The organism is Gordonia sp. NPDC062954 (genome assembly GCF_044543825.1).
GTDB lineage: Bacteria > Actinomycetota > Actinomycetes > Mycobacteriales > Mycobacteriaceae > Gordonia > Gordonia tangerina.
On sequence record NZ_JBITWL010000032.1, the window covers coordinates 15710 to 41725 of the forward strand.

Annotated in this window: 25 protein-coding genes and 1 pseudogene; 18 read left to right on the forward strand and 8 right to left on the reverse strand. The window is 66.8% G+C overall.

The genetic code is table 11. The features are described from left to right. Nucleotides 1–57: 57 nt before the first annotated feature. Together ACIGKQ_RS22575 and ACIGKQ_RS22580 are read right to left on the reverse strand one after the other, a co-directional pair. Nucleotides 58–543, reverse strand: a complete 486-nt coding sequence (locus ACIGKQ_RS22575) for a SixA phosphatase family protein (protein ID WP_396575017.1) — start codon at nt 541–543, stop codon at nt 58–60. Further along, on the reverse strand, nt 540–836 hold the full coding sequence (locus ACIGKQ_RS22580) for a hypothetical protein (RefSeq protein WP_396575018.1): 297 nt from the start codon (nt 834–836) through the stop codon (nt 540–542). The genes ACIGKQ_RS22575 and ACIGKQ_RS22580 overlap by 4 nt, the downstream gene beginning before the upstream one ends. Nucleotides 837–941: 105 nt before the next feature. On the opposite strand from ACIGKQ_RS22580, the pseudogene ACIGKQ_RS22585 reads away from it, so the two are divergent. Then, nucleotides 942–1757 (forward strand): annotated as a pseudogene (locus tag ACIGKQ_RS22585) (DMT family transporter); the annotation flags it as partial. A gap of 36 nt (nt 1758–1793) precedes the next feature. On the opposite strand, the gene ACIGKQ_RS22590 reads toward ACIGKQ_RS22585, so the two are convergent. After that, complete coding sequence (locus ACIGKQ_RS22590) at nt 1794–2255, reverse strand: flavodoxin family protein (protein ID WP_396575019.1); 462 nt, start codon at nt 2253–2255, stop codon at nt 1794–1796. Nucleotides 2256–2452: 197 nt separating this feature from the next. Between ACIGKQ_RS22590 and ACIGKQ_RS22595 the strand changes: the two genes are divergently transcribed. Genes ACIGKQ_RS22595 through mmsB form a run of 3 tightly spaced genes read left to right on the forward strand, consistent with a single transcriptional unit; the run spans nt 2453 to nt 6093 of the window. Then, nucleotides 2453–3991, forward strand: a complete 1539-nt coding sequence (locus ACIGKQ_RS22595; protein WP_396575020.1) for a CoA-acylating methylmalonate-semialdehyde dehydrogenase — start codon at nt 2453–2455, stop codon at nt 3989–3991. 38 nt (nt 3992–4029) lie between these two features. Then, entirely contained in the window at nt 4030–5196 is a 1167-nt protein-coding gene (locus ACIGKQ_RS22600; RefSeq protein WP_160900524.1) for an acyl-CoA dehydrogenase family protein, read from the forward strand. Nucleotides 5197–5223: 27 nt separating this feature from the next. After that, the gene (mmsB, locus tag ACIGKQ_RS22605; protein WP_396575021.1) at nt 5224–6093 is read left to right on the forward strand and encodes a 3-hydroxyisobutyrate dehydrogenase; all 870 of its coding nucleotides are present in this window, start codon (nt 5224–5226) and stop codon (nt 6091–6093) included. 257 nt (nt 6094–6350) lie between these two features. Here mmsB and ACIGKQ_RS22610 read toward each other — a convergent pair whose 3' ends face one another. Together ACIGKQ_RS22610 and ACIGKQ_RS22615 are read right to left on the reverse strand one after the other, a co-directional pair. Next, entirely contained in the window at nt 6351–6854 is a 504-nt protein-coding gene (locus ACIGKQ_RS22610) for a MarR family transcriptional regulator (RefSeq protein ID WP_235723491.1), read from the reverse strand. A gap of 135 nt (nt 6855–6989) precedes the next feature. Further along, complete coding sequence (locus tag ACIGKQ_RS22615; RefSeq protein WP_235723492.1) at nt 6990–7637, reverse strand: TetR/AcrR family transcriptional regulator; 648 nt, start codon at nt 7635–7637, stop codon at nt 6990–6992. A 240-nt stretch (nt 7638–7877) separates the two neighbouring features. On the opposite strand from ACIGKQ_RS22615, the gene ACIGKQ_RS22620 reads away from it, so the two are divergent. The 9 genes from ACIGKQ_RS22620 to ACIGKQ_RS22660 all read left to right on the forward strand — a co-directional run bounded on the left by ACIGKQ_RS22620 (nt 7878) and on the right by ACIGKQ_RS22660 (nt 18415). Continuing rightward, on the forward strand, nt 7878–9419 hold the full coding sequence (locus tag ACIGKQ_RS22620) for an amino acid permease (RefSeq protein ID WP_396575022.1): 1542 nt from the start codon (nt 7878–7880) through the stop codon (nt 9417–9419). 40 nt (nt 9420–9459) lie between these two features. Then, nucleotides 9460–10314 carry an urea amidolyase associated protein UAAP1 gene (locus ACIGKQ_RS22625; protein ID WP_396575023.1) on the forward strand — a complete coding sequence of 285 codons (855 nt, stop codon included), beginning with the start codon at nt 9460–9462 and terminating at the stop codon, nt 10312–10314. Between the two features lie 96 nt (nt 10315–10410). After that, nucleotides 10411–11073 carry an urea amidolyase associated protein UAAP2 gene (locus tag ACIGKQ_RS22630; RefSeq protein ID WP_235723495.1) on the forward strand — a complete coding sequence of 221 codons (663 nt, stop codon included), beginning with the start codon at nt 10411–10413 and terminating at the stop codon, nt 11071–11073. 38 nt (nt 11074–11111) lie between these two features. Continuing rightward, a complete protein-coding gene (locus ACIGKQ_RS22635; RefSeq protein ID WP_235723496.1) occupies nt 11112–13136 on the forward strand; it encodes a 5-oxoprolinase/urea amidolyase family protein in 2025 nt (674 codons plus the stop codon). Next, nucleotides 13133–14785, forward strand: a complete 1653-nt coding sequence (gene atzF, locus ACIGKQ_RS22640) for an allophanate hydrolase (protein ID WP_396575024.1) — start codon at nt 13133–13135, stop codon at nt 14783–14785. The genes ACIGKQ_RS22635 and atzF overlap by 4 nt, the downstream gene beginning before the upstream one ends. Nucleotides 14786–14923: 138 nt before the next feature. Continuing rightward, a complete protein-coding gene (locus ACIGKQ_RS22645) occupies nt 14924–16609 on the forward strand; it encodes a hypothetical protein (protein ID WP_396575025.1) in 1686 nt (561 codons plus the stop codon). A gap of 90 nt (nt 16610–16699) precedes the next feature. Beyond that, nucleotides 16700–16894: a hypothetical protein gene (locus ACIGKQ_RS22650; protein WP_235723498.1), complete on the forward strand. Its 195-nt coding sequence runs from the start codon at nt 16700–16702 to the stop codon at nt 16892–16894. A 76-nt stretch (nt 16895–16970) separates the two neighbouring features. Further along, nucleotides 16971–17873, forward strand: coding sequence for a DUF3558 family protein (locus tag ACIGKQ_RS22655; RefSeq protein WP_235723499.1), 903 nt, complete (start codon nt 16971–16973; stop codon nt 17871–17873). Continuing rightward, a complete protein-coding gene (locus tag ACIGKQ_RS22660; protein WP_235723500.1) occupies nt 17870–18415 on the forward strand; it encodes a DUF3558 domain-containing protein in 546 nt (181 codons plus the stop codon). Before ACIGKQ_RS22655 ends, ACIGKQ_RS22660 begins: the two co-directional genes overlap by 4 nt. A gap of 10 nt (nt 18416–18425) precedes the next feature. Here the strand turns inward: ACIGKQ_RS22660 and ACIGKQ_RS22665 are convergent, their stop codons facing one another. Genes ACIGKQ_RS22665 through ACIGKQ_RS22675 form a run of 3 tightly spaced genes read right to left on the reverse strand, consistent with a single transcriptional unit; the run spans nt 18426 to nt 19902 of the window. After that, nucleotides 18426–18818 (reverse strand): PIN domain-containing protein, encoded by a 393-nt coding sequence (locus ACIGKQ_RS22665; protein WP_328714834.1) that lies wholly within the window; start codon nt 18816–18818, stop codon nt 18426–18428. Continuing rightward, on the reverse strand, nt 18803–19051 hold the full coding sequence (locus ACIGKQ_RS22670; protein WP_235723502.1) for a type II toxin-antitoxin system Phd/YefM family antitoxin: 249 nt from the start codon (nt 19049–19051) through the stop codon (nt 18803–18805). Before ACIGKQ_RS22670 ends, ACIGKQ_RS22665 begins: the two co-directional genes overlap by 16 nt. Nucleotides 19052–19092: 41 nt before the next feature. Continuing rightward, on the reverse strand, nt 19093–19902 hold the full coding sequence (locus ACIGKQ_RS22675; protein WP_235723594.1) for an acyl-[acyl-carrier-protein] thioesterase: 810 nt from the start codon (nt 19900–19902) through the stop codon (nt 19093–19095). A 120-nt stretch (nt 19903–20022) separates the two neighbouring features. Between ACIGKQ_RS22675 and ACIGKQ_RS22680 the strand changes: the two genes are divergently transcribed. The 5 genes from ACIGKQ_RS22680 to ACIGKQ_RS22700 all read left to right on the forward strand — a co-directional run bounded on the left by ACIGKQ_RS22680 (nt 20023) and on the right by ACIGKQ_RS22700 (nt 25741). After that, nucleotides 20023–21699 carry an FAD-dependent oxidoreductase gene (locus tag ACIGKQ_RS22680; RefSeq protein WP_266061651.1) on the forward strand — a complete coding sequence of 559 codons (1677 nt, stop codon included), beginning with the start codon at nt 20023–20025 and terminating at the stop codon, nt 21697–21699. Between the two features lie 3 nt (nt 21700–21702). After that, a complete protein-coding gene (locus tag ACIGKQ_RS22685; RefSeq protein ID WP_266061650.1) occupies nt 21703–22980 on the forward strand; it encodes a glycosyltransferase family 4 protein in 1278 nt (425 codons plus the stop codon). A 57-nt stretch (nt 22981–23037) separates the two neighbouring features. Continuing rightward, complete coding sequence (locus ACIGKQ_RS22690) at nt 23038–23778, forward strand: class I SAM-dependent methyltransferase (RefSeq protein WP_235723505.1); 741 nt, start codon at nt 23038–23040, stop codon at nt 23776–23778. Continuing rightward, the gene (locus tag ACIGKQ_RS22695; RefSeq protein ID WP_235723506.1) at nt 23775–24821 is read left to right on the forward strand and encodes a prenyltransferase; all 1047 of its coding nucleotides are present in this window, start codon (nt 23775–23777) and stop codon (nt 24819–24821) included. The genes ACIGKQ_RS22690 and ACIGKQ_RS22695 overlap by 4 nt, the downstream gene beginning before the upstream one ends. A gap of 65 nt (nt 24822–24886) precedes the next feature. Further along, nucleotides 24887–25741 (forward strand): LLM class F420-dependent oxidoreductase, encoded by an 855-nt coding sequence (locus tag ACIGKQ_RS22700; protein WP_287015351.1) that lies wholly within the window; start codon nt 24887–24889, stop codon nt 25739–25741. Nucleotides 25742–26016 lie beyond the last annotated feature (275 nt).

Below are 26016 nucleotides of genomic sequence, written 5' to 3' on the forward strand. Positions count from 1 at the left end.
CGGCTATCAAACCGAAACAGCCCGGTGGAGTCGCTTGGTACTACAAAACGCGCGATGTCACTCGCGCGGTATGCGCACGCCGACGAGTCGGGCGTCGGGGTCGACGTCGAGGCCGACGCGATCCCAGTCGGTACCCACGGTGACGACGGCGTAGGCGGATGTGGGGAAGCGCTCGATGGAGCCGTCGGCATCGAGGGTCAGTGCCGTGGCCGGCATTCCCGGCTCGTGGCCCACCACCAGCACGGTGGACGCATCGGCGGGTGCGTGCACCCGAACGGCCTCGAGTACTTCGTCCGGCGACCCGCCGTAGACGTCGTCGACGTAGATCACCGGAGCGTCGACGCCGGTACGGTCCAGGGTCTGCCGGGTGCGGGTGGCCGTCGAGCAGATCACTGCGTCGATGCGTAGGCCCTCGTCGGTCATCCAGCGTCCGGCCAGAGCCGCCTCACGCCGGCCGCGCTCGGCCAGTGGCCGGTCATGGTCGCCGACGTCGGCCGGATATCCGGACTTTCCGTGTCGCAAAAGCACCAGCGTTCGACTCATGCGGCACCGTTCGCGGTCCGGCGCGTCGCGGCGTCACGGGTGGCGCCGGCATCGTGGGCGATGGTGCGCAGCAGCGTCACCGTGGCACGCCACGCGGCGGCCTCCTGACGGAAGTAGGCCGCCTCGTCGTCGGCGCCCGCCGCCAGGTGCTCGTCGGCGAGCTCGTCGTATTCGATGCACTCGTCGACGGCATCGTCGATCAGGCCGCCCACGGCATCGGGCGACGCGCACACCGCGACGATGGTGTCGCCGTCGAGGGTTGTCAGGCGTTCGAGATCGGACTGGTACCGCATGATCCCAACTTACGACGCGGCGCCGACAAGGTGCGGTATCCACACCGTGAGCAGCGCAATTCCAGGATGGTTGAACCGTGGGACGCGATCGCTAAGGTGGGCCGGGTGCATACCTGGGTTCCCGCGCTGCTGTCGGTGACGGCGGCCGTTCTGATCGCGGGTGGCACCGTGATGCGTCAGCGGGCCTCCTATGCCAGCGGGGCGATTGCGCGCGGCTGGTGGTTGGGTGCGGTCGTGGCGGTGACCGGATTCGGCGCACAGGCCGCCGCGCTGGGCCTCGGGTCCATCCTGCTGGTGCAACCGCTGGTGGTGCTCGCCATCCTGTTCGCGCTGCCGATGGAGGCCTGGGCCGACCATCGGTGGCCGTTGCGGATCGAGTGGGCGTGGGGTGCGGTGCTGGTCGCCTGCGTGACCGTGTTCCTGGCCATCTCACGACCCGAGCCGTCGGAACGACGGCCCGACGAGCTGTTGGTGGTGGTGACCGTTGGGGCGGTCATCGTCGGTGTGCTGTGTTGTGTGATCGTGGCCGAGCGATCCAACCGGCACTACAAGTCGCTGTGTTACGGGATCGCGGCGGGCAGCCTGTTCGGGGTGTCGGCGCTGTTGGTGAAGGCGGTCGCCGTGCGGTTGATCCATGACCTCGACCGCGCTCTGCTGTATCCGGAGCTCTATCTCTTCGCACTCGTCGGGGTTGCGGCGATCATCATGCAGCAGCGCGCATTCGGTGCCGGTGAGCTACAGACCTCGTTTCCCGCTCTGACCGTGATGGAACTGGCGGTGTCCATGGCACTCGGGGTGGCGCTGCTCGGCGAGAACCTCAAGGTCTCCGTCCCGACGGCATTGTTCCTGGGCGCGGTGCTCGCCGTGATGGTGCGTGCGGTCCTGGAACTGACAAAGCTCGCCGCGGTGCGCGCGGAGGAGATCGCGCACCGCGCTCACCGGCCGACGGGTCGAGCCTCAGCTGACCGACACCGGGTCGATCAGGCCGCTGATACCCCGGGCCCACTCCTCGGCCAGTTTCGCCGGCTTGATCGCCGACGAGTTGTCGTGCCGCGCATGCTCGCCGACCTGGGTGGCGCCGCGGGAGGAGAGCATGCCGGCGATGATCTCACCGCCGCGATTGAAGGTCTCGCCGTAGACGGTGTCACCGAGGCCGAACAGTGCGAATCGCAGGCCGGTCAGGTCGGGGTTCACCTCGTCGAGCTCGTCGGCGAACGGCTCGGCGCCGGTGGGTAGCTCGCCTTCGCCATAGGTGGAGCAGACGGCGATCAGGAAATCGGCCGGGTCGAGATCCTCGACCGCGAACTCGCTCATGTCATAGATCGACGGATCGTGCTCGGTGGCGAGCACATCGGCGATGGCATCGGCAACCAATTCGCAGTTGCCGGTCTCGGTGCCGTAGAGGATGACGACGGACATGACTGGTACCCCTTTCGATGTCGCTTTCGGGAGACACAATTCCAAAGCCAGACTGCCTAGGTGAGGCTACCCTAACCATCTGGGAATGGACAACCCGCAGGTGGGAGGGGGTTGCGAAAATACTTGGATGTCCTACTATTAATGCGGAAGCCGGTCCTGCCGGCATTGCCCCGACTCTCGAATCAGGTGATCTCCTCGTGTCCACTACAGACGCTGCCGTCCGTTCCATCCCGCATTACCTCAACGGTGCCGCGGTGCCGGCCACCGACGGCCGCTTCGCCGACGTGTTCAACCCCAGTACGGGGCAGGTCGCCGCCAAGGTGCCGCTGGCGACCACCGCCGAGGTCGACGCTGCGGTGGCCACCGCGGTCGAGGCGCAGCGGGAGTGGGCCGCGTGGAATCCGCAGCGCCGGGCGCGGGTGTTGATGCGCTTCGTCGACATCGTCAACCAGAACGCCGACGAACTCGCCACCCTGCTGTCGATGGAGCACGGCAAGACCCACGCCGACGCCAAGGGCGACATCCAGCGCGGCATCGAGGTCATCGAGTTCGCCATCGGTATCCCGCACCTGCTGAAGGGCGAGTTCACCGAGGGCGCCGGCGCGGGCATTGACGTGCACTCCGTCCGGCAACCCCTGGGTGTGGTCGCCGGCATCACGCCGTTCAACTTCCCCGCGATGATCCCGCTCTGGAAGGCCGGCCCCGCGCTGGCCTGCGGCAACGCGTTCATCCTCAAGCCCAGTGAGCGGGATCCCTCGGTGCCGGTGAAGCTTGCCGAGTACTTCACCCAGGCGGGACTGCCCGACGGTGTCTTCCAGGTCGTCCACGGTGACAAGGAATCCGTCGATGCCCTGCTGAACAACCCCGACGTCCAGGCATTCGGCTTCGTCGGCAGCTCCGACATCGCGCAGTACATCTACTCGACCGCCGCCGCCAACGGTAAGCGGTCACAGTGCTTCGGCGGCGCCAAGAACCACATGATCATCATGCCCGACGCCAACCTCGACCAGGTGGCGGACGCACTGATCGGCGCCGGCTACGGCAGCGCGGGCGAGCGCTGCATGGCCATCAGCGTCGCCGTGCCGGTGGGAGAGCAGACCGCAGAACGTTTGCGCGCCAAGCTCGTCGACAAGGTCAACGCACTGCGGGTGGGCCACAGCCTCGACCCCAAGGCCGACTACGGGCCGCTCGTCACCGCCGCGGCGCTCGAGCGGGTGAAGGGCTACATCGCCAAGGGCGTCGAGGAAGGCGCCGAACTCGTCATCGACGGCCGGGAACGCACCAGCGACGACCAGTCCTACGGCGACGAGGACATCTCGAATGGCTTCTTCATCGGACCGACCCTGTTCGACCACGTCACCAAGGACATGACGTCCTACACCGATGAGATCTTCGGGCCGGTGCTGCAGATCGTGCGGGCCGGCGACTACGAGGAGGCGCTCGCGCTCGCCTCGGATCACCAGTACGGCAACGGTGTCGCGATCTTCACCCAGGACGGCGACGCCGCCCGCGACTTCACCGCGCGGGTCAACGTCGGCATGGTCGGCGTGAACGTGCCGATCCCGGTTCCGGTGGCCTACTACACCTTCGGCGGCTGGAAGCGTTCCGGATTCGGTGACCTCAACCAGCACGGCCCGGCGTCGATCCAGTTCTACACCAAGACCAAGACCATCACCTCCCGGTGGCCGTCGGGCATCAAGGACGGCGCAGAGTTCGTCATCCCCACGATGGACTGAGTCCCTCGGTACCCGCGACGTAAGAGAGCATCCTTCGCATGACGATCATCACCGACAGCGGTCTCGACGCGGACGAACGCGTCATCGTCGAGACCGCCGCCGGGTTCGCGGCCAAGAAGTTGGCGCCTTTCGCCCTGGAATGGGATGAGGGCCACCACTTTCCGGTCGACGAACTCCGCGAGGCCGCCGAACTCGGCATGGCCGCCATCTACTGTTCCGAGGACGTCGGTGGCAGCGGTCTGCGCCGCCTCGACGGCGTCCGCATCTTCGAGCAGCTGGCCTACGCCGACCCCGCGGTCGCGGCCTTCCTGTCCATCCACAACATGTGCACGTGGATGGTCGACAAGTACGGCACCGCCGAGCAGCGCGAACAGTGGGTGCCGCGCATGGCCTCGATGGAGGCCGTCGCCAGCTACTGCCTCACCGAACCGGGCGCCGGATCGGATGCGGCCGCGTTGGCGACGCGTGCGGTGCGCTCCGGTGACGACTACGTTCTCACCGGCGTCAAACAGTTCATCTCCGGCGCCGGCGCCAGCGACGTGTACGTCCTGATGGCTCGCACCGGCGACAGCGGCCCTCGTGGCATCTCCACGTTCATCGTCGAAAAAGACACGCCCGGACTGAGTTTCGGCGCACAGGAGCGCAAGATGGGTTGGCATGCCCAGCCCACCGCGCAGGTCATCCTCGACGAGGTACGGGTGCCGGCCGCCAACCTGCTCGGCGGGCAGGAGGGGATCGGCTTCGGTATCGCCATGAACGGACTCAACGGGGGGCGGCTCAACATCGCCGCGTCGTCGTTGGGTGGGGCACAAGCCGCCTTCGACCGTGCGGCGAGCTACGTGGCCTCGCGCAAGGCGTTCGGCGGCGCGCTGATCGACGAACCGACGATCCGGTTCACCCTCGCTGACATGGCGACGTCGTTGGAGGCGTCGCGGTTGATGCTGTGGCAGGCCGCTTCGGCGCTCGACAACGACGCACCGGACAAGGTGGAGAAGTGTGCGATGGCCAAGCGCTTCGTCACCGACAACTGCTTCACCGTGGCCGACCAGGCGCTGCAACTCCACGGCGGCTACGGGTATCTCAACGAATACGGTCTGGAGAAGATCGTCCGCGATCTGCGGGTGCATCGGATACTGGAAGGCACCAACGAAATCATGCGTGTGGTGGTCGGCCGATCGATCGCCACGCGCTACCGGGACAACTGAACTCACAACCTCTCAGGAGATTCGACAATGACGACGATCGCCTTCCTCGGCCTCGGCAACATGGGCGGCCCGATGGCCGCGAACCTCGTGAAGGCCGGTCACACCGTGCACGGATTCGATCCGGTGCCCGAGGCGGTGAAAGCGGCGCAGGGCAACGGAGTCGACACGTTCCCGACCGCCGTGGAGGCGGTGGCCGCGGCCGAGGCGGTGATCACCATGTTGCCCAGCGGCGCCATCGTGAAGAGCCTCTACACCGAGATCCTGCCCGCGACCCAGACCGGTGCGCTGTTCATCGACAGCTCCACGATCTCCGTCGACGACGCCCGCGCCATCCACGAGCAGGCCACCGAGCACGGGTTCGCCCAGCTCGACGCCCCGGTCTCGGGCGGGGTGAAGGGTGCCACCGCAGGCACGCTGGCCTTCATGGTCGGTGGCGAGGACGAGGTGTTCAGCGCGGCTCGACCCACGCTGGAACCGATGGCCGGAAAGGTGATCCACTGCGGTGCGGCCGGTGCCGGGCAGGCGGCGAAGGTCTGCAACAACATGGTGTTGGCCGTGCAGCAGATCGCCGTCGGCGAGGCATTCGTGCTCGCGGAGAAACTGGGCCTGTCCGATCAGGCGCTCTACGACGTCATCACCGGCGCCACCGGCAATTGCTGGGCCGTGCAGACCAACTGCCCGGTACCCGGACCGGTCCCGACCTCGCCGGCCAACAACGATTACAAGCCCGGATTCGCCACCGCGCTGATGAACAAGGACCTCGGCCTGGCGCTCGACGCCATTGGCAGCACCGGCTCCCGCGCCCCGCTCGGCACCCACGCCGCGCAGATCTACAAGTCGTTCGCCGAACAGCACGGCGACCTCGACTTCAGCGCCATCATCAAGACCCTGCACTAGTCTTGATGGCGCCGGGCCCGCTCTCGCTCCGGGCCTCCTCGCTGCGCTCGTCGATCCTCACTCGGCGACCCGGACGCTTCGATGGCGCCGGGCCCGCTCTCGCTCCGGGCCTCCTCGCTGCGCTCGTCGATCCTCACTCGGCGACCCGGACGCTGGATCAATGTCCGTGAGCATCACCGCTCGTCGCCGTCGGCTGGATAATCCATCCGAGCAGGCTCAGCGGTGATCCGGATGGACACCGAAAGCAGATCCTGTCGTCAGAAGTCACCCGCGTTGTGCCGCAGCGACTGAATGGCTTTCACCATCGAGTCCATCTCGTCGTCGGTCATCCCGACCGCACCGAACACTTCCACGTTGAGCGTCGCGGTGGCATCCTCCACCGTGGAACGACCGAGATCGGTGATCTCCACCAGGGTGGTGCGTCCGTCGGTGGGGTGGGGGACGCGCCGGACGAGTTTCGCCTCTTCCAGCCGACGGATCGCGTGCGTCACGCTGGTGACGTGCACCTGCAGCCGATCACTCGCCTTGGTGATCGGTAGCGCGCCCTGTCGTGAAAAGGCCAGCAGGCGAAGAAGTTCGAAGCGCGAGAAACTCAGATCGTACGGACGCAGCGCTCCCTCTACGCGCGCCAGCAGGATCTGATGCGCTCGCATGATCGAGGTCACCGCGACCATCCCGTCGGCCACGTCCCCCCACCCGGCGTCCGCCCAGTTCTGTCGTGCCTCGGCGATCGGGTCGAAACGCATGCTGCGGCCTGCCATGCTCACACCCTATCGGCGATCGGCGCATCGGTAGGTCGCGGTTCCTCCCCCGGGTATCGTTTCACTCGCCAGCTGCCGCCGGGGAACGAACTGATACCCGGGGGAAGAACAATCGAGCGCGCGGTCCAGCGGGTCTCAGTGGCTGGGTGTGTGCTCCATGAGCATCTCGATGGCGCCGACGATGGTGTCGACCAGGCCGGCCACGGTGTGGTCGCCGAGCTCGCCGCGCTGCTCGTCGGATCGCATCATGATCACCGACTCCACCAGCCGGAACGGCAGCAGCGCGCGGGTGTCCGAGGCGGTGCCGAGCGCCGCCGTGGCCAGTGACTCGTACGCGCCGGCGAGTTCCTGGCGGGCGGCGCGGAACTCGCCGAACCGATCGTCGGCCAGCTCGGGTAGCAGATACAGGGCGCCGAGGTTCCAGCGCGCGGCGGCCAGCTGGGTGACGTCGTATCGGGCGAGATCCAACAGTCGGTGAAGCGGCGCCTCGTCGGCCTGCAGCAGCTCGCGGGCCCGCTCCACCGAAGGATCGACGGTGGTGGCGAGCAAAGCGGCGAGGATGTCGTCCTTGGTCTTGAAGTAGTGGTATAGCGACGCCTGCCGTACCCCGACCGCATCGGCGATCATCCGCGTCGACGTTCCGGTGTAGCCGTGTCGGGTGAACAGTTCGGCAGCCGCGTCGAGGATCTCCTCGCTGGCGGAATCTCCGTGCCGTCGTGGCTTGACCAGACGCGGTCGGCCCGGGCCGGCGGTGCCCGACGATGCTGACGGCCGCGACGCCATGAGGTCCTCGATTCTGCCTGTGTCGAGGTCTCGACACCCGACTGCATTCACCCTAACGCACCCATATTGCGGAGCCGACAGGCCGCTGACCTGCGCGATGTAACACACTTGTAGCGCGCGGTTGCATCTACGAAATAATTCTGTCACTTGATAGAAATTCGCGGAAGGTTATCTATCACCTGACAGATACGCCGCTCATCGTGGAGCCGACGCACAGACCTCAGCAGAGAGACGACGACAATGACCTCCACCGCCATCACGCCGCCGCCAGTGCCGCCCGAACCATCGGGAGGCGACGCCGACGACCTGTCGGAGTTCGGCTACGACCAGCAGCTGCATCGGTCGCTCGGCAAGTTCGCCTCGTTCGCCGCCGGCTTCTCGTTCGTGTCCATCCTGACGACGATCTTCCAGTTGTTCGGACTCGGCTTCGGCTTCGGCGGACCGGCCTTCTTCTGGACCTGGCCCATCGTCTACGCGGGCCAGTTCCTGGTGGCGCTGTGCTTCGCCGAGATCGCGGCGCGGTACCCGATCTCCGGCGCGATCTACCAGTGGTCGCGGCGGATGGGCGGCGAGGTGATCGGCTGGTTCGGCGGCTGGTTCATGATGATCGCCCAGATCGTCACCGCATCGGCCGCGGCCATCGCGCTGCAGGTGGTGTTGCCGTCGGTCTGGAGTGGGTTCCAGATCATCGGCGACGACCCCACCCTGACCAGCACCAGCGGCGCGGCCAACGCGGTCCTGCTCGGTTCGATTCTGCTGGTCATCGTCACCTCCATCAACTGTGTGGGCATCTCGTGGATGAGCCGTATCAACAACATCGGTGTCACCTGTGAGCTGGTCGGCGTGGTCGCCGTGGTGCTCGCACTGTTCACTCACGCCCAGCGCGGCCCCGACGTCGTCTTCGACACCGGCGTCCCCGGCCAGCAGCCCGGTTACATCTGGGCTTTCATCGTCTCCGGCCTGATGGCCGCCTACGTCATGGTCGGCTTCGGTTCGGCCGGCGAGCTCGCCGAGGAGACCCGCAACCCGCGTCGTGTCGCCCCGCGCACCATCCGGCTGGCGCTGACCGTGTCCGCGATCGGCGGCGGTCTGATGCTGCTCGGTGCGCTGATGGCGGCCCCGACGCTCGACGAACAGCTGGCCACCGGCGGCCTGCCCTACGTGCTCGACTCGGTGCTCGGCAGTTTCTGGGGCAAGGTGCTGCTGTGCGACGTCGCGGTGGCGATCTTCATCTGCACCCTGGCGATCCAGACCGCGTGCTCGCGGCTGATGTTCTCGATGGCCCGCGACGGTCGGCTGCCGTTCTCCAAGACGCTGGCGCATGTCAACGAGCGCACCGGAACCCCGATCGCGCCCGCGATCCTGATCGGGGTGCTGTGCATCGGCATCCTGCTCGTCAACGTCGGCAACTCGGCGATCTTCGCCACCCTGGCCAGCGTCTGCATCATCCTGATCTACCTCGCCTACCTGGCGGTGACCGGACCCATGCTGTACCGCCGGTTCCAGGGCTGGCCCACCGATCGGGCGGCCGTCGACGCAGAGGGCAAGAAGCTGTTCACCATGGGATGGTTCGGAATCGTCGTGAACCTGTTGGCCGTGCTCTACGGCATGCTCATGGTCATCAACCTCGCCTGGCCCCGGGCCGAGGTGTTCGACCCCGCGGGCGACATGCCGATCCTGCGGTGGGCCGGTCCGATCTGCATCGCCATCACCGTGCTCGTCGGCATCGCATGCTTCCCCCGCGGCAAGGAACATCCCAAGCCCGTCACCTCGCCGGTCTGAGATCCCGCGACCCGACCGCATCCCCTCAAGGAGTCACATCATGAGCACCATCACCCACGACGACGGCACCGCCACCACGGCGGGTGCCCGCGAACACGCCCGGTCGCAAGCCGGCACCATCACCGACTCGATGCCGGTGGTGCCCGCCGCCAACTGGCCCAACCCGCCTGCCGGTGTCGACGCCGACCGGCTGACCTGGGCGGAAACGGTACCCAGCGGTAGGTACACCAGCAAAGTGCTCGCCCGGGGTACGCGCCTGCGGCTGCGGGACATCACCGGCTCGGCCTGCGCGCACCTCTTGCTCTGGCGCGTCGATGCCCCCTGGGAGCGGCTCAATGTCGCCGACACCGTCAAGGTGCCCTGGCAGGCCTACCTGTCGACCGGCCACCCTCTGCTCAGCGACCAGGGACGTGCGCTGGCCACCGTCGTCGCCGACGACTCCGGTCACCACGACGCCCTGTGCGGCACCAGCACACTGGCCGGCAACATCGCGAAATACGGTGACGGACTGGCACATTCGGACACCCCGGCCGGACGCGAGCTCTTCACGCTCGCAGCGGCCAAACACGGACTCGCTGCCGCCGACGTGGCGCCGTCGCTGTCGTTCTTCCACGGTGTTGTCGTCGAATCCGACGGCACCCTGACCTCGAAGGGGTCGGCGGGGCGGGACAAATCGGTCGAGTTGATCCTGCACCTGCCGTGCGTGGTGGCCGTCGTCAACACCGCCCATCCACTCGATCCGTCGCCCACCTTCGACACCGGCCCGCTCGAGGTCGTGTCCTGGCGGGCCACCGGCGACCTCGACGACCTGTTGCGCAGCGTCGCCGACACCGACCCCGAATATCAGCGGGCGGTAGCGAACTCCGAAGACGTCTGGGCCGCAGCCCATTTCTGATCCGATACCCACCGTCCCGTCCGCTGGTCGAGTAGCCCACAGTGAGCGCAGCGAGTCCGGGACGTATCGAGACCAACCACCTGAACGGAAAGTTGCATGACCACCACCGAAATCCCCACCGACCCTCACGAGCTCGCCCTCGTCCCGGGAGAGATAGTCTCCGACGCTGTCATCGGTGACCGCGCCCCCTGGTCCGGCGTCGTCGCCGCCGGCGATGTGCTGACCATCGTCGACCTCTACGGCAACCAGGCCGTGGACACCCTGTTCTACGGCGGCCACGATCACACCGTCCGGTACTCGGCGCAGGCCACCATCGCCGCGCAGGGCAACATCTTCCTGACCACGGGCACCGTGATCCGGGACCAGGAGTCCAACGCGCTGATGACGATTGTCGACGACGAGGTCGGCAACCACGACACCCTGGGCGGAGCCTGTTCGCAGGAATCCAACACACTGCGTTACGGCCACCACGCCAAACACCAGCACGCGTGTGTCGAGAACTTCCTCATCGGTGGTGCGAAACACGACCTGGGTAAACGTGACCTGGTCGGCAACGTCAACTTCTTCATGAATGTGCCGGTGGACCCGGACGGCTCGCTGGGCATCGTCGACGGCCTGTCGGCGCCGGGCAAACGTCTCGCGCTGCGCGCCGAGGTCGACACCTTGGTGTTGATCTCCAACTGCCCGCAGATCAACAACCCCTGCAACGGATTCGATCCGACCGCGGTGCGCGTCATCATCACCCGTCCCTCGGCCTGACCGCCGAACTGCCTTCCAACACGAGGAGCTCGAAACCCATGGCCACCATCACCGTTCTCCGCGCGGGGCCACAGACAACGATCCAGGACTGGCCCGGTCGGATCGGCTACTGGAAAGTCGGCGTCCCGCCGTCCGGGCCGATGGACGACCTCTCGTTTCGGCTCGTCAACCAGGCGGTCGGCAACGGCGACACCGCCGCCGGTCTGGAGGCGACGATGATGGGACCCGCCCTGCGGTTCGACGCCCCTGCCATCGTCGCGGTGGGGGGCGCGCCCGCCCCGGTCACCGTGTCGGGACGTCCGGTCGCGCAGTGGGTTCCGGTACGACTCGACGCGGGTGATGTCCTCGATGTGGGTGCGGCCGCCGACCTCGGAATGCGTATCTACATCGCGGTGTCCGGCGGTATCGAGGCCGAGGACTACCTGGGGAGCCGATCCACCTTCACGATGGGCCGATTCGGCGGCAAGGACGGCCGCAAACTCGCCGACGGCGACGAGCTCACACCGGCCGACACCCCGACCGGGCGGTCGCGTCGCGTCCTGACCGACGAGCAGCCTGCCTTCACGCACAGCTGGGAACTCGGCGTGACGGTCGGACCGCACAGTGCGCCAGAGTTTTTCACGGCCGAGGACATCGACGACGTCTTCGCCACCGCGTATGAGGTGCACTTCAATTCCGACCGCACCGGTATCCGCCTTATCGGACCGAAACCGCGGTGGGCGCGCGACGACGGCGGCGAGGCCGGACTGCATCCGTCCAACATCCACGACAACGCCTACTCGGTTGGGGCGTTGGACTTCACCGGCGACACCCCGATCCTGTTGGGACCGGACGGCCCCAGCCTCGGCGGATTCGTTTGTCCGGTCACCGTGGTCGCCGCGGAACGCTGGAAGTTGGGTCAGCTCAAACCCGGTGACACCGTCCGCTTCGTCGCCGTGCGCAGTGAGCATGCGGCATCACCGTCCACGATCGGCCCGGGCCGACGGGCCGGGATGGTGAACGTGCTCTCCGCCGGCGGCGACCTCGACGACGGCATACTCGGCACCACCACGACCGCCGACGGGGCCACCACGGTCACTTATCGCCGCAGCGGCGATGACAACATCCTGGTCGAATACGGCGACATGCGGCTCGATCTCGCGTTGCGGGCCCGCGTGCACGCACTCAGCGAGCGCATCGCCGCCGAGCGGCCGGCCGGTCTCATCGACCTCACCCCGGGTATCAGGTCCCTGCAGGTCAAGGTGGACCCCGATGTGTGGTCGCAGCGCGACGTGCAGCACTGGCTGACCGAGTGTGAGAGCCAGTTGCCGGCCGCCGAGGACCTCGTGGTCCCGAGTCGTGAGGTGTCGTTGCCGCTGTCGTGGGACGACCCGGCCACCCGGGAGGCCATCGAACGTTACATGCTCGGTGTGCGCGCCGATGCGCCGTGGTGCCCATGGAACATCGAGTTCATCCGTCGGATGAACGGACTCGACTCGGTCGACGATGTCCACCAGATCGTGTTCGACGCGAGCTATCTGGTCCTGGGGCTGGGCGACGTCTATCTCGGTGCGCCGGTGGCGGTTCCGCTCGATCCGCGACATCGGTTGGTCACCACCAAATACAATCCGGCGCGTACCTGGACGCCGGAGAACGCGGTCGGCATCGGCGGTGCGTACCTATGTGTCTACGGTATGGAGGGGCCGGGCGGCTACCAGTTCGTCGGCCGTACCACGCAGGTGTGGAATCACCGCCACCCCGAGCCGGCACCCGGTTTCGACGCCGAGCACCCGTGGCTGCTGCGGTTCTTCGACCGCATCAGTTGGTACCCGGTGAGCGCCGACGAGTTGCTCGACATGCGTGCCGACGTGGCCGCCGGTCGCGGCGACAGTATGCGGATCACCGAGGGCAGCTTCTCGTTGGCCGAACATCAGGCTTTCCTCGATGTCAACGCCGGCGCCATCTCGGCCACCCGATCGGCGATGGTGTCCGCTCGCGACCAGGAGCGCGAACGCTGGTCTCAGCAGGGAGAATTCGCGGCACGTGGTGGCGCCCAGAACATCGAACAGGGGAAGGTCGCATGACTCGCATCGACGACATCTACCGCCGGATCGCCGACGCCGACCGGCCCGAGGTGTTCATCACGCTCCGCCCGCGCGAGGAGGTGGCTGCCGAGTTCGCCGCCTCGGCGGGCAGCGGTCTGCCGCTCGCGGGCGTGGTCCTCGCCGTGAAGGACAACGTCGATGTGGCCGGGCTGCCGACCACTGCCGCATGTCCCGGGTATGGCTACCACCCGGACGTCGATGCGCCGGCAGTCGCCGCGCTGCGGGCGGCCGGGGCGGTGGTGATCGGCAAGACCAACCTCGACCAGTTCGCCACCGGACTCGTGGGAACCCGCAGCCCCTATGGCGCGGTGCGGGATTCCCGACGACCCGAACACATCTCGGGTGGTTCCAGTTCGGGCTCGGCGGTCGCGGTGGCGCTCGGCTTCGCCGACATCGCCATCGGCACCGACACCGCCGGGTCGGGACGTGTGCCCGCCGGGCTGCAGGGCATCGTCGGTGTCAAGCCGACGCTAGGGGTGGTCTCCACCGAGGGGGTGGTGCCGGCATGTGAGAGCTATGACACGGTGACCATCTTCGCCGCGTCCCTCGGCCTGGCCGATCGGGCGATGGCCGCGATGGCCGTGGGGACCGGGCCCCGGCCGTACGGCCCGGCGAGCCGATTGGCTGCACCGGAACAACCGACCATCGCGGTTCCGGCCGAACTGCCGGAGCTCGACGATGCCTGGCGTGCAGCGTTTGCCGATGCCGTTGCCACTGCCGAGGCGGCCGGACTGCGGATCAAGCACATCGACTTGACGCCGTTTCTGGCCGCCGCCCGACTGCTGTACGAGGATGCGCTCGTGGCCGAACGCGCGCACGCCGTCGGCGGGTGGTTGCGTGGCGCAGACGAGTCCGCCGGACTAGACCCAGTCGTCGCCGGGATCATCGGCGCCGCAGACAGGTTCAGTGCCGTCGACCTGCTGGCGGCGCGGTCCCGGCTCGCGACGCTGCGACGTGAGGCAATGGCCGAACTCGGTGACGCGGATGCGCTGATGGTGCCCACCGCGCCGGCCCACCCCAGTCTGGCCGAGGTGGCCGCCGACCCGGTGGGCGTGAATTCCCGGATGGGTACCTACACCAATTTCTGTAACCTCTTCGATCTGTGCGGTGTCGCCGTGCCTGCGGGAACCGTTGACGAAACAGACGGAACACAAGCGCAATTCGGCATCACGCTGCTCGCTCGTGCGCACGAGGATGCCGTCGTGATGGATCTGGCCAGGCGATTCGGCGCCGAGAATGCCTGTGCGGCATGGCCGGAGTCCGTTGCGCCGAGTGTGGAGCTCGCGGTGTTCGGTGCCCACATGCGCGGTGGCCCGCTGACGCATGAGTTGTCCGAGCGTGGAGCGCGGTGGGCTGGGGAGGTGACCACTGCGGACTGCTACCGGTTGGTGGCGCTGGACACCGTTCCCGCCAAGCCGGGATTGGTGCGGGATCCGGACGGCGGATACGAGATCGCCGGCGAAGTGTGGGTGATGTCCCCGAATGCCCTGGGCGAGTTTCTTGCTGCGCTGCCGGCCCCGATGATGCTGGGCAGCGTCGAACTGTCCGACGGCCGATGGGTCGTGGGATTCGGATGCGCCGCCGACGCCGCCGAGCGAGGGGAGCGCTTGACCCGCACCCGGTGGTAAACGCGCGGCGTGTCGGTCCCGGCCCAGGTGATGGCCGCTGTTTGAGTCCGTTGAACATTTCTTTGAAATCGCACACCGCACGATTCGGACATGGTTCAATGAGCGCGCTCACATCTGGTGGACAGGGGATTGGGACGGATGACCAACATGGGCGGCAACGGAATTCGGCGTTCGCAGAAGGTGGAACGACGACGCAACCGCAAGCAGAAACGCCACGGTGTCACCGCCGGGGTGGCCGCCTTGGCAACCGTCGCCGCGGTTGGTGTGGGGCAGATGGTGGTGCCGGCGCAGGCTCAGGCAGACATCTTCGACGATATTGACCTCATCGAGTCGATCAATTTGAATCCCGCGGCGAGCCTGGGTGAGGTCATCGGCACGATCGTCAACAACCCCGCATCGCAAACTGCGCTGGACCAATGGCGGATTCAGGGCTGCGCGAGCGGAGGAGTGAGCGGTGGGGCCGACTGCCAGGAATCCACGGGTACCGGTATCGCGATTGTCTTGCCGGGAGAACTCGAGCTGGCACCGCGTGTCGTGTTCGTACCGATCCAGAGCGCCGTGAACGATCCTTTCGTTCAGAGTCTGCTCGAATTTCTCGGAATTGAGAACGCGACGATCGACGACGCGCTCGAGCCAGAGGGCTCTGCGACGGTGATCGGCAGTGGATTCCAGTTCGCGATGGCGTCCACGGGCGGCAATGCCACCGCGGTGTCCTACCTACCGCTGAGCCTGGCGACCGCGGGCGCCAGCGATGGGCGCACCGCCTACGCGTTCGCGATCGTTGGAATGGCCAACGCGTGGACCACCGACGACATCCCGGTGACCATCCTCGGGCTCGACACCGGCGTCGACATCCCCGGTATCCAACAGGTCAGCTGCTACGGCGGCCTGACCGGTGCGTACGCAGAGGAGGTGGGTGCCTGCGCGAACGTACTGGGCACCTTCGACTTCCGGTGGTCACAACCAAACGGCGAGGTCCAGTTCGCGCTGACCGATCCGTCGGCGGTGCTCACCGATCCGTCGGGCGTCTTCTCTCAGGTCATCACCCAACTGCTCAACGGCGAACCCTTCACCCTCAGCAAGGACTTCGCCCGGCTGAGCTTCGCCGGGGACTACGACCTGCTCAGCGGCAACTTCGTCCGCTTCACCAGCGACTATGGGACGCAGGAATCGACCACCATCAACTGGCTCGGTCAGCAGCTCACGCTCAACCCGATGGTCACCGTCAACGGACAGCAACGGCCGAACCATCTGGGCTTACCGATCCTGGCCCTCGGTGAACTCGACACCGGTGAGATCGTGCCCGTCCTGCACATCCCTGACATCGAATTCCCGTTCGGTATCCCGTCGGCCGGTCCGTTCGTCATTCCCGACACCAGTTCGTCGATGACGTCGACCGCTACTCTCGCGGCGAGCGAGACCGAGGCGCCGACGATGCAACAGATTGCCGCGCTCAGCGAGCCGGCCCAGGTCGAGCCGGAGTCCGCTGCCGACGAGACCGAAGAGTACGTCGGCAAGCACCGGATCGCCGACGTAACGCCCGAGTATGTCGGCAAGCATCGCGCCGACGATGCTTCCGACACCATCGCCGATTCCGCCACCGCCGGGGCGCCAACGGAGTCGGCCGAACCCGGCGACGGTGCCGCAGACGATACCGACAGTGCGGAGGCCGACGCCTCCGACACCGACGCCTCAGACGCCGACCCGGCCGACACCGGGTCCGCTGATAGCACCGACGACACCGAGTCCGACGCGGATTCCGATTCCGGTGACAACTCCGCGGACGGAGGTGACGCGGGTTCGTCGTCGGTCGACGAGGGCTGACGCCGCGGCGTCATCGGGGATGGCCGCTCTCCTTGGCTACAGTGGAGGAATCGATCAGTTTCACCTGACCGGCCGCACCAAGGAGGAGCCATGGCGGTAGATCCAGCGAAACGTCAAGCGGTGTCGGAGGTCGTACGTCAGCATCCCGGGATGGCGGTGGCCGCGGTGTCACCGGCGATCGTGGTGTTCGCGGTGCTCTGGTTGGTTCTCGGGTTCTGGCCTGCGCTGATCATCGGCCTCGTGGCCGGGGGCGCCGGCTACTACTTCCTGACCCGTCAGCGGTAACCCCCGAGCAGCGACTGACCCCAGAGCGACCAAACCCGAGCAACGACCAACCCCGAGCGACCAACGCAGAGGAGCAATGGCCACCCGCGTCGACAGTTGGATCTGGGCGATCCGGCTCACCAAGACCCGATCAGCGGCGGGTGCGGCGTGCCGCGGTGGGCACGTCCGTGTCAACGGCGTCACCGCGAAGCCGGCACAACCGGTCACCATCGGCGACGAGGTGCGCGTCCGCTTGCACGGGCACGAACGGATCGTCGAGGTGACCAAACTGATCGCCAAGCGTGTGTCCGCGCCCGCGGCGGCCGAATGTTTCATCGACCGCAGCCCACCACCGCCGCCACGCGAGGTCCTGGCCAGTCAGCCCCGACGCGACCGCGGCGCCGGTCGGCCCACCAAACGCGAACGCCGTGAGTTGGACCGTCTGCGGATGCGCGGCGGCTTCCTCATCGCGACGGTGGCGATCGTCGCTGTCGTGCTCACCGGGTGCTCGGGTGGCTCCGGTGACTCCGACGACCCGGCATCGCCCAACACGCCTGAGGCGCCGGCGCAGGCCGGAGCAGGGCCGTTCTTCGGTGAGTGTGGCGGGCTGACCACCGAGGAGGTCACCCGGATCACGAAGTTCGCGGGCCTGTCCAACACGGTCAACAACCCATCGGTGTGCGAATGGGACAGCAGCGGTGACCGCACCGGCGCCGTCACCTCGTTCAACTGGTACCGCGGTTCGCCGATCGGGCGCGAACGCGCCACCGAGCAACTGTCCCGCGAATCGACCAAGGACGTCGAGATCGACGGGCACCGTGGATTCATCGCCTCCGACGTCGGCATCTGCGAAATCGGCATCGCGTTCGGCGCCGACTTCTTCGAATGGTCGGTGAGCGCCGGTACGCAGGCGCTCCTCGGTGAGCAGCCACCGCCGACCGAACAGATCTGCGACGCTGCCCGCGAGCTGTCGCGCCTGTCGATCGAGCGGGCGTCATGAGGCGCCGGCTTCTCGCGGTCCTCGCCGCGGTGCTGATGAGCCTGGGGATGGCGACCGGCTGCAGCGTCGACGGCACCCCGGTCGCCGTTGGCGCCGCCGACGATCAGCAGCCCGGCAACGTCGACACTGACCAGTTCGACAATCTGCTGCTCGAATGCTCGGTGTTGTCCCCGATGCAGATCGCCGACGCGGTGGGCGGGACGGTGGCCCGGGGCACCTTCAACGGCGCCATCTGCCGATGGATCGTCGAGGGCACCACCACCGCCGGTGTCACCTTCAACTGGTTCGAGTGGGGCGATCCGAACGTCGAGAAGGACACCGCCAAGGAACTCGGTTACCAGACCGAGAACATCAAGGTCGCCAGCCAGGCCGCGTTCACGCAGCGTGACCCGGATCGGCCGGCCGTCTGCGGGGTCACCGCACGCGCACCGAGCCGGGGCGTCTACACCTGGTGGGTCGAACCCCGCACGTCGGCGGTACCGGCCGACCCGTGCGCGGCCCCGATCAAACTGATGGAGTTGCTGCTCAGCGGTGGTCAGTGACGGGTGCGGCTCAGACCGGTATGACCCGGACCAACTCGTCGATACCGACGAAGTCCGCCGGATTGCGCGTGTAGAGATGCGCGTCGTGGGCATGTGCGGTGGCCGCGATGAGTAGATCCAGCGAGCGTGCGCGAGGTTGCCGGCCCGCCTCGAGTACGGCAGCAGCCACTTTGCCGTATGCGGCTGCAACCGCCTCGTCGACCGGCAGCGCATCGAAGGATCGCTCGATGATCAGTAGCCGCCGCAGTCGCTCGGCCCGCGACGTTGCGTCTTTGGCAACGAGCACACCGAAGTGCAGTTCTGCCACCGTGATGGCGCTCAACGCCAGCTCGCCTGCGAGCGCTCCAACATCGGGGGCGAGAACCACGCTGGTATCAAGAATCGCCCTCACCGAGGTAGCCACGGATCACCGACAGCGTGATCGATGGTCTCGCGGTCGGTAGCCCAGTCGGCGTCGGCGGGACCGGCGAACAGGTCGCGGATGTCGTGCCACCGGCGCCAGGCTCGCGGGGCCGCAGGGACGAGGCGAGCACTCGGACGACCTGACACCGTGATGGTGATCTGTTCGCCGGCCTCGACTCGTCGCACCAGCTCAGAGGCGTCTTGGCGCAGTTCGCGCAGTCCCACGGTCGTCATCAGTACAGTGTAGCGCTTGTGCTACCTCACCGTCCGGTTCTTCACCCCGGCGGCAGCTTCGTCACCGACACCGTCGCAGCCACCACCAGCTCGCCGTCAGCGTCGGGGATCAGCATCCACACCAGGAGACGGTCGGCCTCGCGCACGCGGCGCAGGGTGATGGACACACCCGGCGTGATCGGCCGAAGATATTCGATCACCGCGCGGTGCGGAACGTCGGCGAGGTCGGGATGCTCGACCAGCTCGTCTTCGACCGCCTCCAGATACGCCGCGTTGTTGAGGTGTTTGAACGGGTCGAAATCGGTGATGCGCAGGACATGGATGCGGTCGGGCAGGGAGACCTCGTCGGCCGCGGGCGCCTTGTCCGGGTTCATCGACCGCCAGCGCAGCCGGTGCTCGTCGGTCATCGACGACAACATCTCGAGCATCTCGTCGCTGATCCGCGACGGCATCCCCTGATCGTTGACGTTGATCCAGAAGGCCTCGGTCTCGATCAGGCCCGGTTCCCGTGGCTCCGGATTGAACCGATTCGTGTCGTGCTCGGCCGTGAGACGCACTCGCATGTTGGTCCAGCGAGTCGACAGCGCGCCGCACCACCGTTGCGCGGTGACCGTCGCGGGCCACGAGATGGGTCGGATGACGTCGATGACGGTGCGTCGCACGATCCAGAAGGGATCGCTGTGGCTGTAGTCGGTGGCCTCGATGTTGTCGTTTGCTACATCCTGCAGGTAGCGCGCCACCGCGTCGAGTCGTAGCCGCATCTGCTGGTCGATGTCGCCGGTGCGGACTCGGTAGGCGACTTCGAAGTGCCGTGCACCATCCTTTCGATCCCGCAGTGGTTGGCTGTCCATCCCGCTGGGTGAGGCGCTCACTCGGTCCCTACTTTCGGCCGCCGGTATCTTTACAGTTAAGATACTCAGGACGGAAAAACTAGAACACGTTCCACGTGTCGGATTTCGAGGAAACAGCAGATGGCGCATGTGATCACCCGACCATGTTGCAACGACGCCAGTTGTGTCAGCGTGTGTCCGGTCAACTGCATCCACCCCACTCCGGACGAACCGGAGTTCTTCACCGCGGAGATGTTGTTCATCGATCCGGAGACCTGCATCGATTGCGGTGCGTGCATCGACGAGTGTCCGGTCGAGGCGATACTGCCCGATGACCAGCTCGAAGAGCGTGACGAGCCGTACCTGCAGATCAACGCCGACTACTACAAGGACCACGACGTCGAAGGTGGGTTGGTGCCCCCCAAGAAGGCGCCGCAGTTGCCCGACGGAGAGCTGCATGTCGCGATCGTCGGCGCCGGGCCGGCAGCGTTCTATGCCGCCGAGGAACTCGTGCGCAAACCGCAGGTGAAGGTCGACATGTTCGATCGGCTGCCCACCCCGTACGGTCTGGTCCGCGCCGGCGTCGCGCCCGATCACGCCCCCACCAAGGGGGTCGAGAAGACGTTCGCGGCCACCGCGGCCAAACGGAACTTCCAGTACTTCCTCAACGTCGAGGTGGGCAAGCACATCACCCACGCCGAGCTCGCCGAGCGCTACCACGCGGTGATCTACGCCGTCGGCGCCGCGACCGACAAGCGGCTCGGCATCGAGGGCGAAGACCTCTCCGGTTCGATCCCCGCCACCGAGTTCGTCGCCTGGTACAACGGCCATCCCGATTACGCCGACCTCGACGTCGACCTGTCTTCGGAACGGGCGGTGGTGATCGGCAACGGCAACGTCGCCCTCGACGTCGCCCGCATCCTGGTGAGCGATCCCGAGGAGTTGGCAAAGACCGACATCGCCGACCACGCGCTCGCCGCGTTGCGGGAGTCCAATGTCCGGGAGGTCGTCCTGCTGGCCCGGCGCGGTGTCGCGCAGGCCGCCTACACCAACAGCGAGTTCCTCGCGCTCGGTGACGTCGAGGGCGTCGACGTGGTCATCGACCCCGACGACCTCGTTCTCGATGCCGCCACCGAGGCGGCGCTCGACGACGACACGCTCGACTCGACCATCGCCACCAAGATCCGGCTGGCCCGCGAGTTCGCCGAACGACCCACCGCCGACGGCAACCGTCGCATCGTGTTCCGCTTCCTGGTCTCGCCGGTGGAGATCGGCGGCGATGGACATGTCGAGTCGCTGACCTGCGTGCGCAATGCCTACGCGCCGGGCACCGAGCGGATCGCGGTCACGCCGACCGACGAGCGCTTCGAGTTGACGACCGGTGTGGTGCTGCGGGCCATCGGCTATCGCGGTGTGCCGGTGATGGACTTGCCGTTCGACGAGGTCAAGGGTGTGGTGCCCAATGCGGACGGGCGGGTGCAGGCGGTGGCCGATGGCGACGTCATGCCCGGCCTGTTCGTGACGGGTTGGATCAAACGAGGCGCGACCGGGGGGATCGGGATGAACCGGATATGTGGGCAGGAAACCGCGGAGGCGGTGCTGCGCGACTTCGTCGACGGCGCTCTGCCTGCGCCGACCGTGGTGCGTGACGATGTCGCCGACATCGTCTCCGATCGGGGTGCGCGACGAATCGATCTGGCGGGCTGGAAGGCGATCGACGCCGCCGAGCGCGACGCGGGCAAATCTGCCGGTCGCCGCCGCGTGAAGATCGTCGCGGTCACCGAGTTCGAGACCGCCGCCGGCATGGAACCGGTGTAAGGGATGCGCGTCGCACTGCTGTCGTATCGCAGCAAGCCGCACTGTGGCGGCCAGGGGGTCTACGTCCGGCATCTGTCCCGTGAGCTCGCGCTGCTCGGACACGAGGTCGAGATCTTTTCCGGCCAGCCCTATCCCGAGCTCGACCAGGTGGCCATCGACGCCGGGGTGAAGCTCACCAAGGTGCCCAGCATGGCGCTCTATGACGAACCGGACCCGTTCCGCACGCCGCGGCCCGGGGAGTACCGCGACTGGATTGACGCCCTCGAGGTCGGTTCGATGTGGACGGCGAGTTTCGGTGAGCCGCTGACGTTCAGCCTGCGGGTGGCGCGGATGCTCAGACAACGGCGCGACGATTTCGACATCGTGCACGACAACCAATGTCTCGGTTACGGTCTCCTCGACATCCAGAAGGCCGGTTTCCCACTGATCGCGACGATCCATCATCCGATCACCCGCGATCGCACGCTCGCGGTGAAAGCCGCCAAGGGCTGGCGCAAGATCACCGCATGGCGCTGGCATTCCTTCCTGCGGATGCAGGGTCGGGTATCTCGACGCATTCCGGAGCTGCTGACGGTGTCTCGCAGCAGTGAGGTGGACATCCGCAAGGCCTTCGACATCCCGTCGGGCCGCATCACCACGATCCCGCTCGGGGTGAACACGGCGGTGTTCAAGCCGGGTGTTGAGCGCGTGCCCGGTCGGATCGCCTGCGTCGCAAGTGCGGACGCGCCATTGAAGGGCGTCTCGTATCTCCTGGAGGCAGTCGCCAAACTCAGCGCCGAACGCGCCGTCGAACTCGTGTTGGTGTCCAAATTGGACCCGAACGGCCCGTCGGCCAGAATGATCGACGATCTCGCCATCCGGGACAAGGTGCGGGTGGTCTCCGGTCTCGAGGACGAGGAGATGGCCGATCTGCTCGCCTCCGCCGAGGTCGCTTGTGTGCCCTCGCTGTACGAGGGATTCTCGCTGCCCGCGGTGGAGGCGATGAGCTGCGCCACGCCGCTGGTCGCCACACGGGCGGGCGCGATTCCCGAGGTCGTCGGAACCGGCGAGGAGGCCGCGATGCTGGTGCCGCCGCGCGACTCGGGTGCGCTGGCGCAGGCGATCGAACGGCTGCTCGACGACGCGGAGCTGCGCAGTCGACTCGGTGAGGGGGGCCGCCGCCGGGTGGAGGAACGCTACAGCTGGGCGGCGGTCGCCGCGAAAACCGCGGCACACTATGAGACAGTGCTGCAGCGGGTCGGCGCCGAACAGAGCGGCTCGGGACTCACCACTGCGCGGTGACCTGGCGCGCCGAAGGCCGTTCGCGCGACACCGGATCGACACAAAGGAGAAGAACGCGTGCTGACAGTGGATTTCGACCGCCTGGGGGTGGGTCCGCAGACCAAGGCGATCGACATCGGGGCGGGACAGGGCCGGCACTCCTTCGAGATGTTCCGCCGTGGCGCGGACGTCATCGCCTTCGACCAGTCCGAGCAGGACATGGCCGACGTCGCCGAGATGTTCGACGCGATGATGGCCGAAGGCCATGTGCCCAGCGATGCCAAGGCGCGCGCCGAGGTCGGTGACGCGCTGCGGCTTCCATACGCCGACAACAGCTTTGACGTGGTCCTCATGTCGGAGATCCTCGAGCACATCCCGAGTGACGAGGCCGCGATCGCCGAGATGGTGCGCATCCTCAAGCCCGGCGGCGTCGGCGCAGTGACGGTGCCGAGGTACTGGCCGGAGAAGGTGTGCTGGGCGCTATCGGACGAGTATCACGAGGTCGAGGGTGGGCATGTGCGCATCTACAAGGCGTCCGAACTCGCCGGCAAGTTGACGCAAGCCGGCCTCGAGGTCACCGGTACCGATCACGCACATGCTCTGCACGCGCCGTACTGGTGGATCAAATGCGCTGTGGGCGTGGAGAACAACGACAACTTCCTGGTCAAGGGCTATCACCAGCTGCTGGTGTGGGACATGATGAGCAAGCCGTGGCTGACCCGAGTCGGTGAGCAGGCACTCAACCCATTCATCGGCAAGTCGGTCGCGTTGTACCTGCGCAAGCCGGGCAACGCCGGCGCCGACGCCGCGGGCAGGTGACACCGCAACCGGCGATCGCAGGGGTACTGACCGCCGAGCAGGTCGACGCCACGGGTGCCGCGATCGCGGCGATGCAGGAGGATTCCGGGGCGCTGCCGTGGTTTCCGGGTGGTCAGACCGACCCGTGGGACCATGTGGAGTCGGCGATGGCACTGTCGGTGACCGGTCGGATCGCCGAGGCCGAAGCGGCCTATGCGTGGTCGCAGCGGCATCAGCGCGAGGACGGGTCGTGGCCGATCCGGATGATCGAGGGTCGCGTGCAGGACCCGAACATCGACAGCAACTTCTGTGCCTACATCGCGGTCGGGGTGTGGCATCACTATCTGATCACCGGTGACACCGCGTTTCTCGACGAGATGTGGCCGACGGTGTGGTCGGCGATGGATCTGGTGATGAAGTTCCAACGTCCCGACGGCGCGTTCCGCTGGGGTGGCGATCATCGCACCGGCGCGATGTTCGACCAGGCCCAGATCACCGGTAATGCCAGTATCTTCCAGGCCATCGACTGTGCCTTGCGGATCGCCGACGAGATGGGGCAGCCGGAATCATCGTGGGCGACCGCACATGCCGCGCTCGGCAACGTCATCCGTGAGCGCCCGGAGAACTTCGAGCCGCCGTCAGATCATTCGATGGACTGGTACTACCCGATCCTCGGTGGTGCTGTGCGCGGACGTGCGGGTCAGGAGCACATCGCCCGCCGCTGGGACGAATTCGTGGTGGGGGGATTGGGTATCCGGTGCGTCGACCACCGGCCGTGGGTCACCGGGGCGGAGACGTGTGAGCTGGCGCTGGCGCTCGACGCGCTCGGGGACACCGCAGACGCCATCACACTGGTCGAATCCATCCAGCATCTGCGCGACCCCGACGGCTCCTATTGGACGGGACTGGTGTTCTCCGACGGGAAGCGCTGGCCGGTCGAGAAGAGTTGCTGGACGTCGGCGGCCGTGGTGCTGGCGGCCGACGCGATCAGCCGGACAAGCGCCGGCGAAGGAATTTTCCGCGACGTCCGGCAAACCCTGGTCCTCGGGCAGGAAGTCACCTAGACTGGTGTCCAGTCAGCCGTCCAAGGTGTGGGCGGCCGCGATCGCCACGTCGCGCGGGAGGGTCCATGGAATTCGGAATCGTGCAGTTCACCAGCGACCGTGGGCTGAAGCCCCAGGTGCTGGCCCCGTTGATCGAGGAGGCCGGCTTCGCGTCGTACTTCGTGCCCGAGCATGGACACATCCCGACGCGGCGCGATGCGGCCCACCCGCAGACCGGCGACGAGACACTGCCCGACGATCGCTACATGCGCACCCTGGACCCCTGGACCTCGCTGGCCGCTGCGGCCGCGGTGACCGAACGGATTCGGCTGGCCACTGCGGTTGCGTTGCCGGTCCAGTCCGATCCGATCACGCTCGCCAAGACGCTTGCGACGCTGGACCACATCTCGGGTGGACGCCTCACCTTGGGCGTCGGATTCGGCTGGAACCTCGACGAACTCGCCGATCACAACGTGCCACCGAAGCGTCGCCGGACGATGCTGCGCGAGTATCTCGAGGCGATGCGCGCGCTGTGGACCGACGAGGAAGCCGAATACCACGGCGAGTTCGTCGATTTCGGTACCAGCTGGGCGTGGCCGAAACCCCAACAGCACATCCCGACCCTGGTCGGTGCGGCCGGCAACGAAAAGAACTTCAAGTGGATCACGCGCAGCGCCGACGGATGGATCACCACTCCGGGTGAGGACGACATCGAGGGCTCCGTGACCCTGCTCAAGCAGATCTGGTCCGATGCGGGGCGGGCCGGCGATCCGCAGATCGTGGTCCTCGACTTCAAGCCGGTCGCTGAGAAGCTCGAGAAGTGGCGTGAGATCGGCGTGACCCAGGTGCTCTACGGACTGCCCGACGACAGCGTTGAGCGGGCGAGTGGGTACCTCGCGAAACTGGCCGGCAAGCTCGGGCTCACGTCCGTCGGCGTCTGATCCGGACCCCCAAGCCCTGCCTGGGGTTGCGTCCCAACCACTGGTCGGGTCGCGCTCTGTACTGCTGGTTGGGTCGCGCTTTGTACTGCTGGTTGGGTCGCGCTTTGTACTGCTGGTTGGGTCGCGCTCTGTTCTGCTGGTCGGGTCGCGCTCTGTACTGCTGGTCGAGTAGTCGCGAGGCGCTAGGAGGCTGCTGAAGAAGTGGTCTGTGTGCGGCTGGCCGTCGGTAATGCTGGGTCTGTTGATCACGGGCGAGTGTTGCTCGGGCGCTTGCC

Excerpts from the sequence above, each read along its gene's own strand:
- ACIGKQ_RS22575 (WP_396575017.1), bottom strand. The coding sequence starts at position 543 with ATGAGTCGAACGCTGGTGCTTTTGCGACACGGAAAGTCCGGATATCCG.
- ACIGKQ_RS22580 (WP_396575018.1), bottom strand. The coding sequence starts at position 836 with ATGCGGTACCAGTCCGATCTCGAACGCCTGACAACCCTCGACGGCGAC.
- ACIGKQ_RS22590 (WP_396575019.1), bottom strand. The coding sequence starts at position 2,255 with ATGTCCGTCGTCATCCTCTACGGCACCGAGACCGGCAACTGCGAATTG.
- ACIGKQ_RS22600 (WP_160900524.1), top strand. The coding sequence starts at position 4,030 with ATGACGATCATCACCGACAGCGGTCTCGACGCGGACGAACGCGTCATC.
- mmsB (WP_396575021.1), top strand. The coding sequence starts at position 5,224 with ATGACGACGATCGCCTTCCTCGGCCTCGGCAACATGGGCGGCCCGATG.
- ACIGKQ_RS22610 (WP_235723491.1), bottom strand. The coding sequence starts at position 6,854 with ATGGCAGGCCGCAGCATGCGTTTCGACCCGATCGCCGAGGCACGACAG.
- ACIGKQ_RS22615 (WP_235723492.1), bottom strand. The coding sequence starts at position 7,637 with ATGGCGTCGCGGCCGTCAGCATCGTCGGGCACCGCCGGCCCGGGCCGA.
- ACIGKQ_RS22620 (WP_396575022.1), top strand. The coding sequence starts at position 7,878 with ATGACCTCCACCGCCATCACGCCGCCGCCAGTGCCGCCCGAACCATCG.
- ACIGKQ_RS22625 (WP_396575023.1), top strand. The coding sequence starts at position 9,460 with ATGAGCACCATCACCCACGACGACGGCACCGCCACCACGGCGGGTGCC.
- ACIGKQ_RS22630 (WP_235723495.1), top strand. The coding sequence starts at position 10,411 with ATGACCACCACCGAAATCCCCACCGACCCTCACGAGCTCGCCCTCGTC.
- ACIGKQ_RS22635 (WP_235723496.1), top strand. The coding sequence starts at position 11,112 with ATGGCCACCATCACCGTTCTCCGCGCGGGGCCACAGACAACGATCCAG.
- atzF (WP_396575024.1), top strand. The coding sequence starts at position 13,133 with ATGACTCGCATCGACGACATCTACCGCCGGATCGCCGACGCCGACCGG.
- ACIGKQ_RS22645 (WP_396575025.1), top strand. The coding sequence starts at position 14,924 with ATGACCAACATGGGCGGCAACGGAATTCGGCGTTCGCAGAAGGTGGAA.
- ACIGKQ_RS22650 (WP_235723498.1), top strand. The coding sequence starts at position 16,700 with ATGGCGGTAGATCCAGCGAAACGTCAAGCGGTGTCGGAGGTCGTACGT.
- ACIGKQ_RS22655 (WP_235723499.1), top strand. The coding sequence starts at position 16,971 with ATGGCCACCCGCGTCGACAGTTGGATCTGGGCGATCCGGCTCACCAAG.
- ACIGKQ_RS22660 (WP_235723500.1), top strand. The coding sequence starts at position 17,870 with ATGAGGCGCCGGCTTCTCGCGGTCCTCGCCGCGGTGCTGATGAGCCTG.
- ACIGKQ_RS22670 (WP_235723502.1), bottom strand. The coding sequence starts at position 19,051 with ATGACGACCGTGGGACTGCGCGAACTGCGCCAAGACGCCTCTGAGCTG.
- ACIGKQ_RS22675 (WP_235723594.1), bottom strand. The coding sequence starts at position 19,902 with ATGGACAGCCAACCACTGCGGGATCGAAAGGATGGTGCACGGCACTTC.
- ACIGKQ_RS22680 (WP_266061651.1), top strand. The coding sequence starts at position 20,023 with ATGGCGCATGTGATCACCCGACCATGTTGCAACGACGCCAGTTGTGTC.
- ACIGKQ_RS22685 (WP_266061650.1), top strand. The coding sequence starts at position 21,703 with ATGCGCGTCGCACTGCTGTCGTATCGCAGCAAGCCGCACTGTGGCGGC.
- ACIGKQ_RS22700 (WP_287015351.1), top strand. The coding sequence starts at position 24,887 with ATGGAATTCGGAATCGTGCAGTTCACCAGCGACCGTGGGCTGAAGCCC.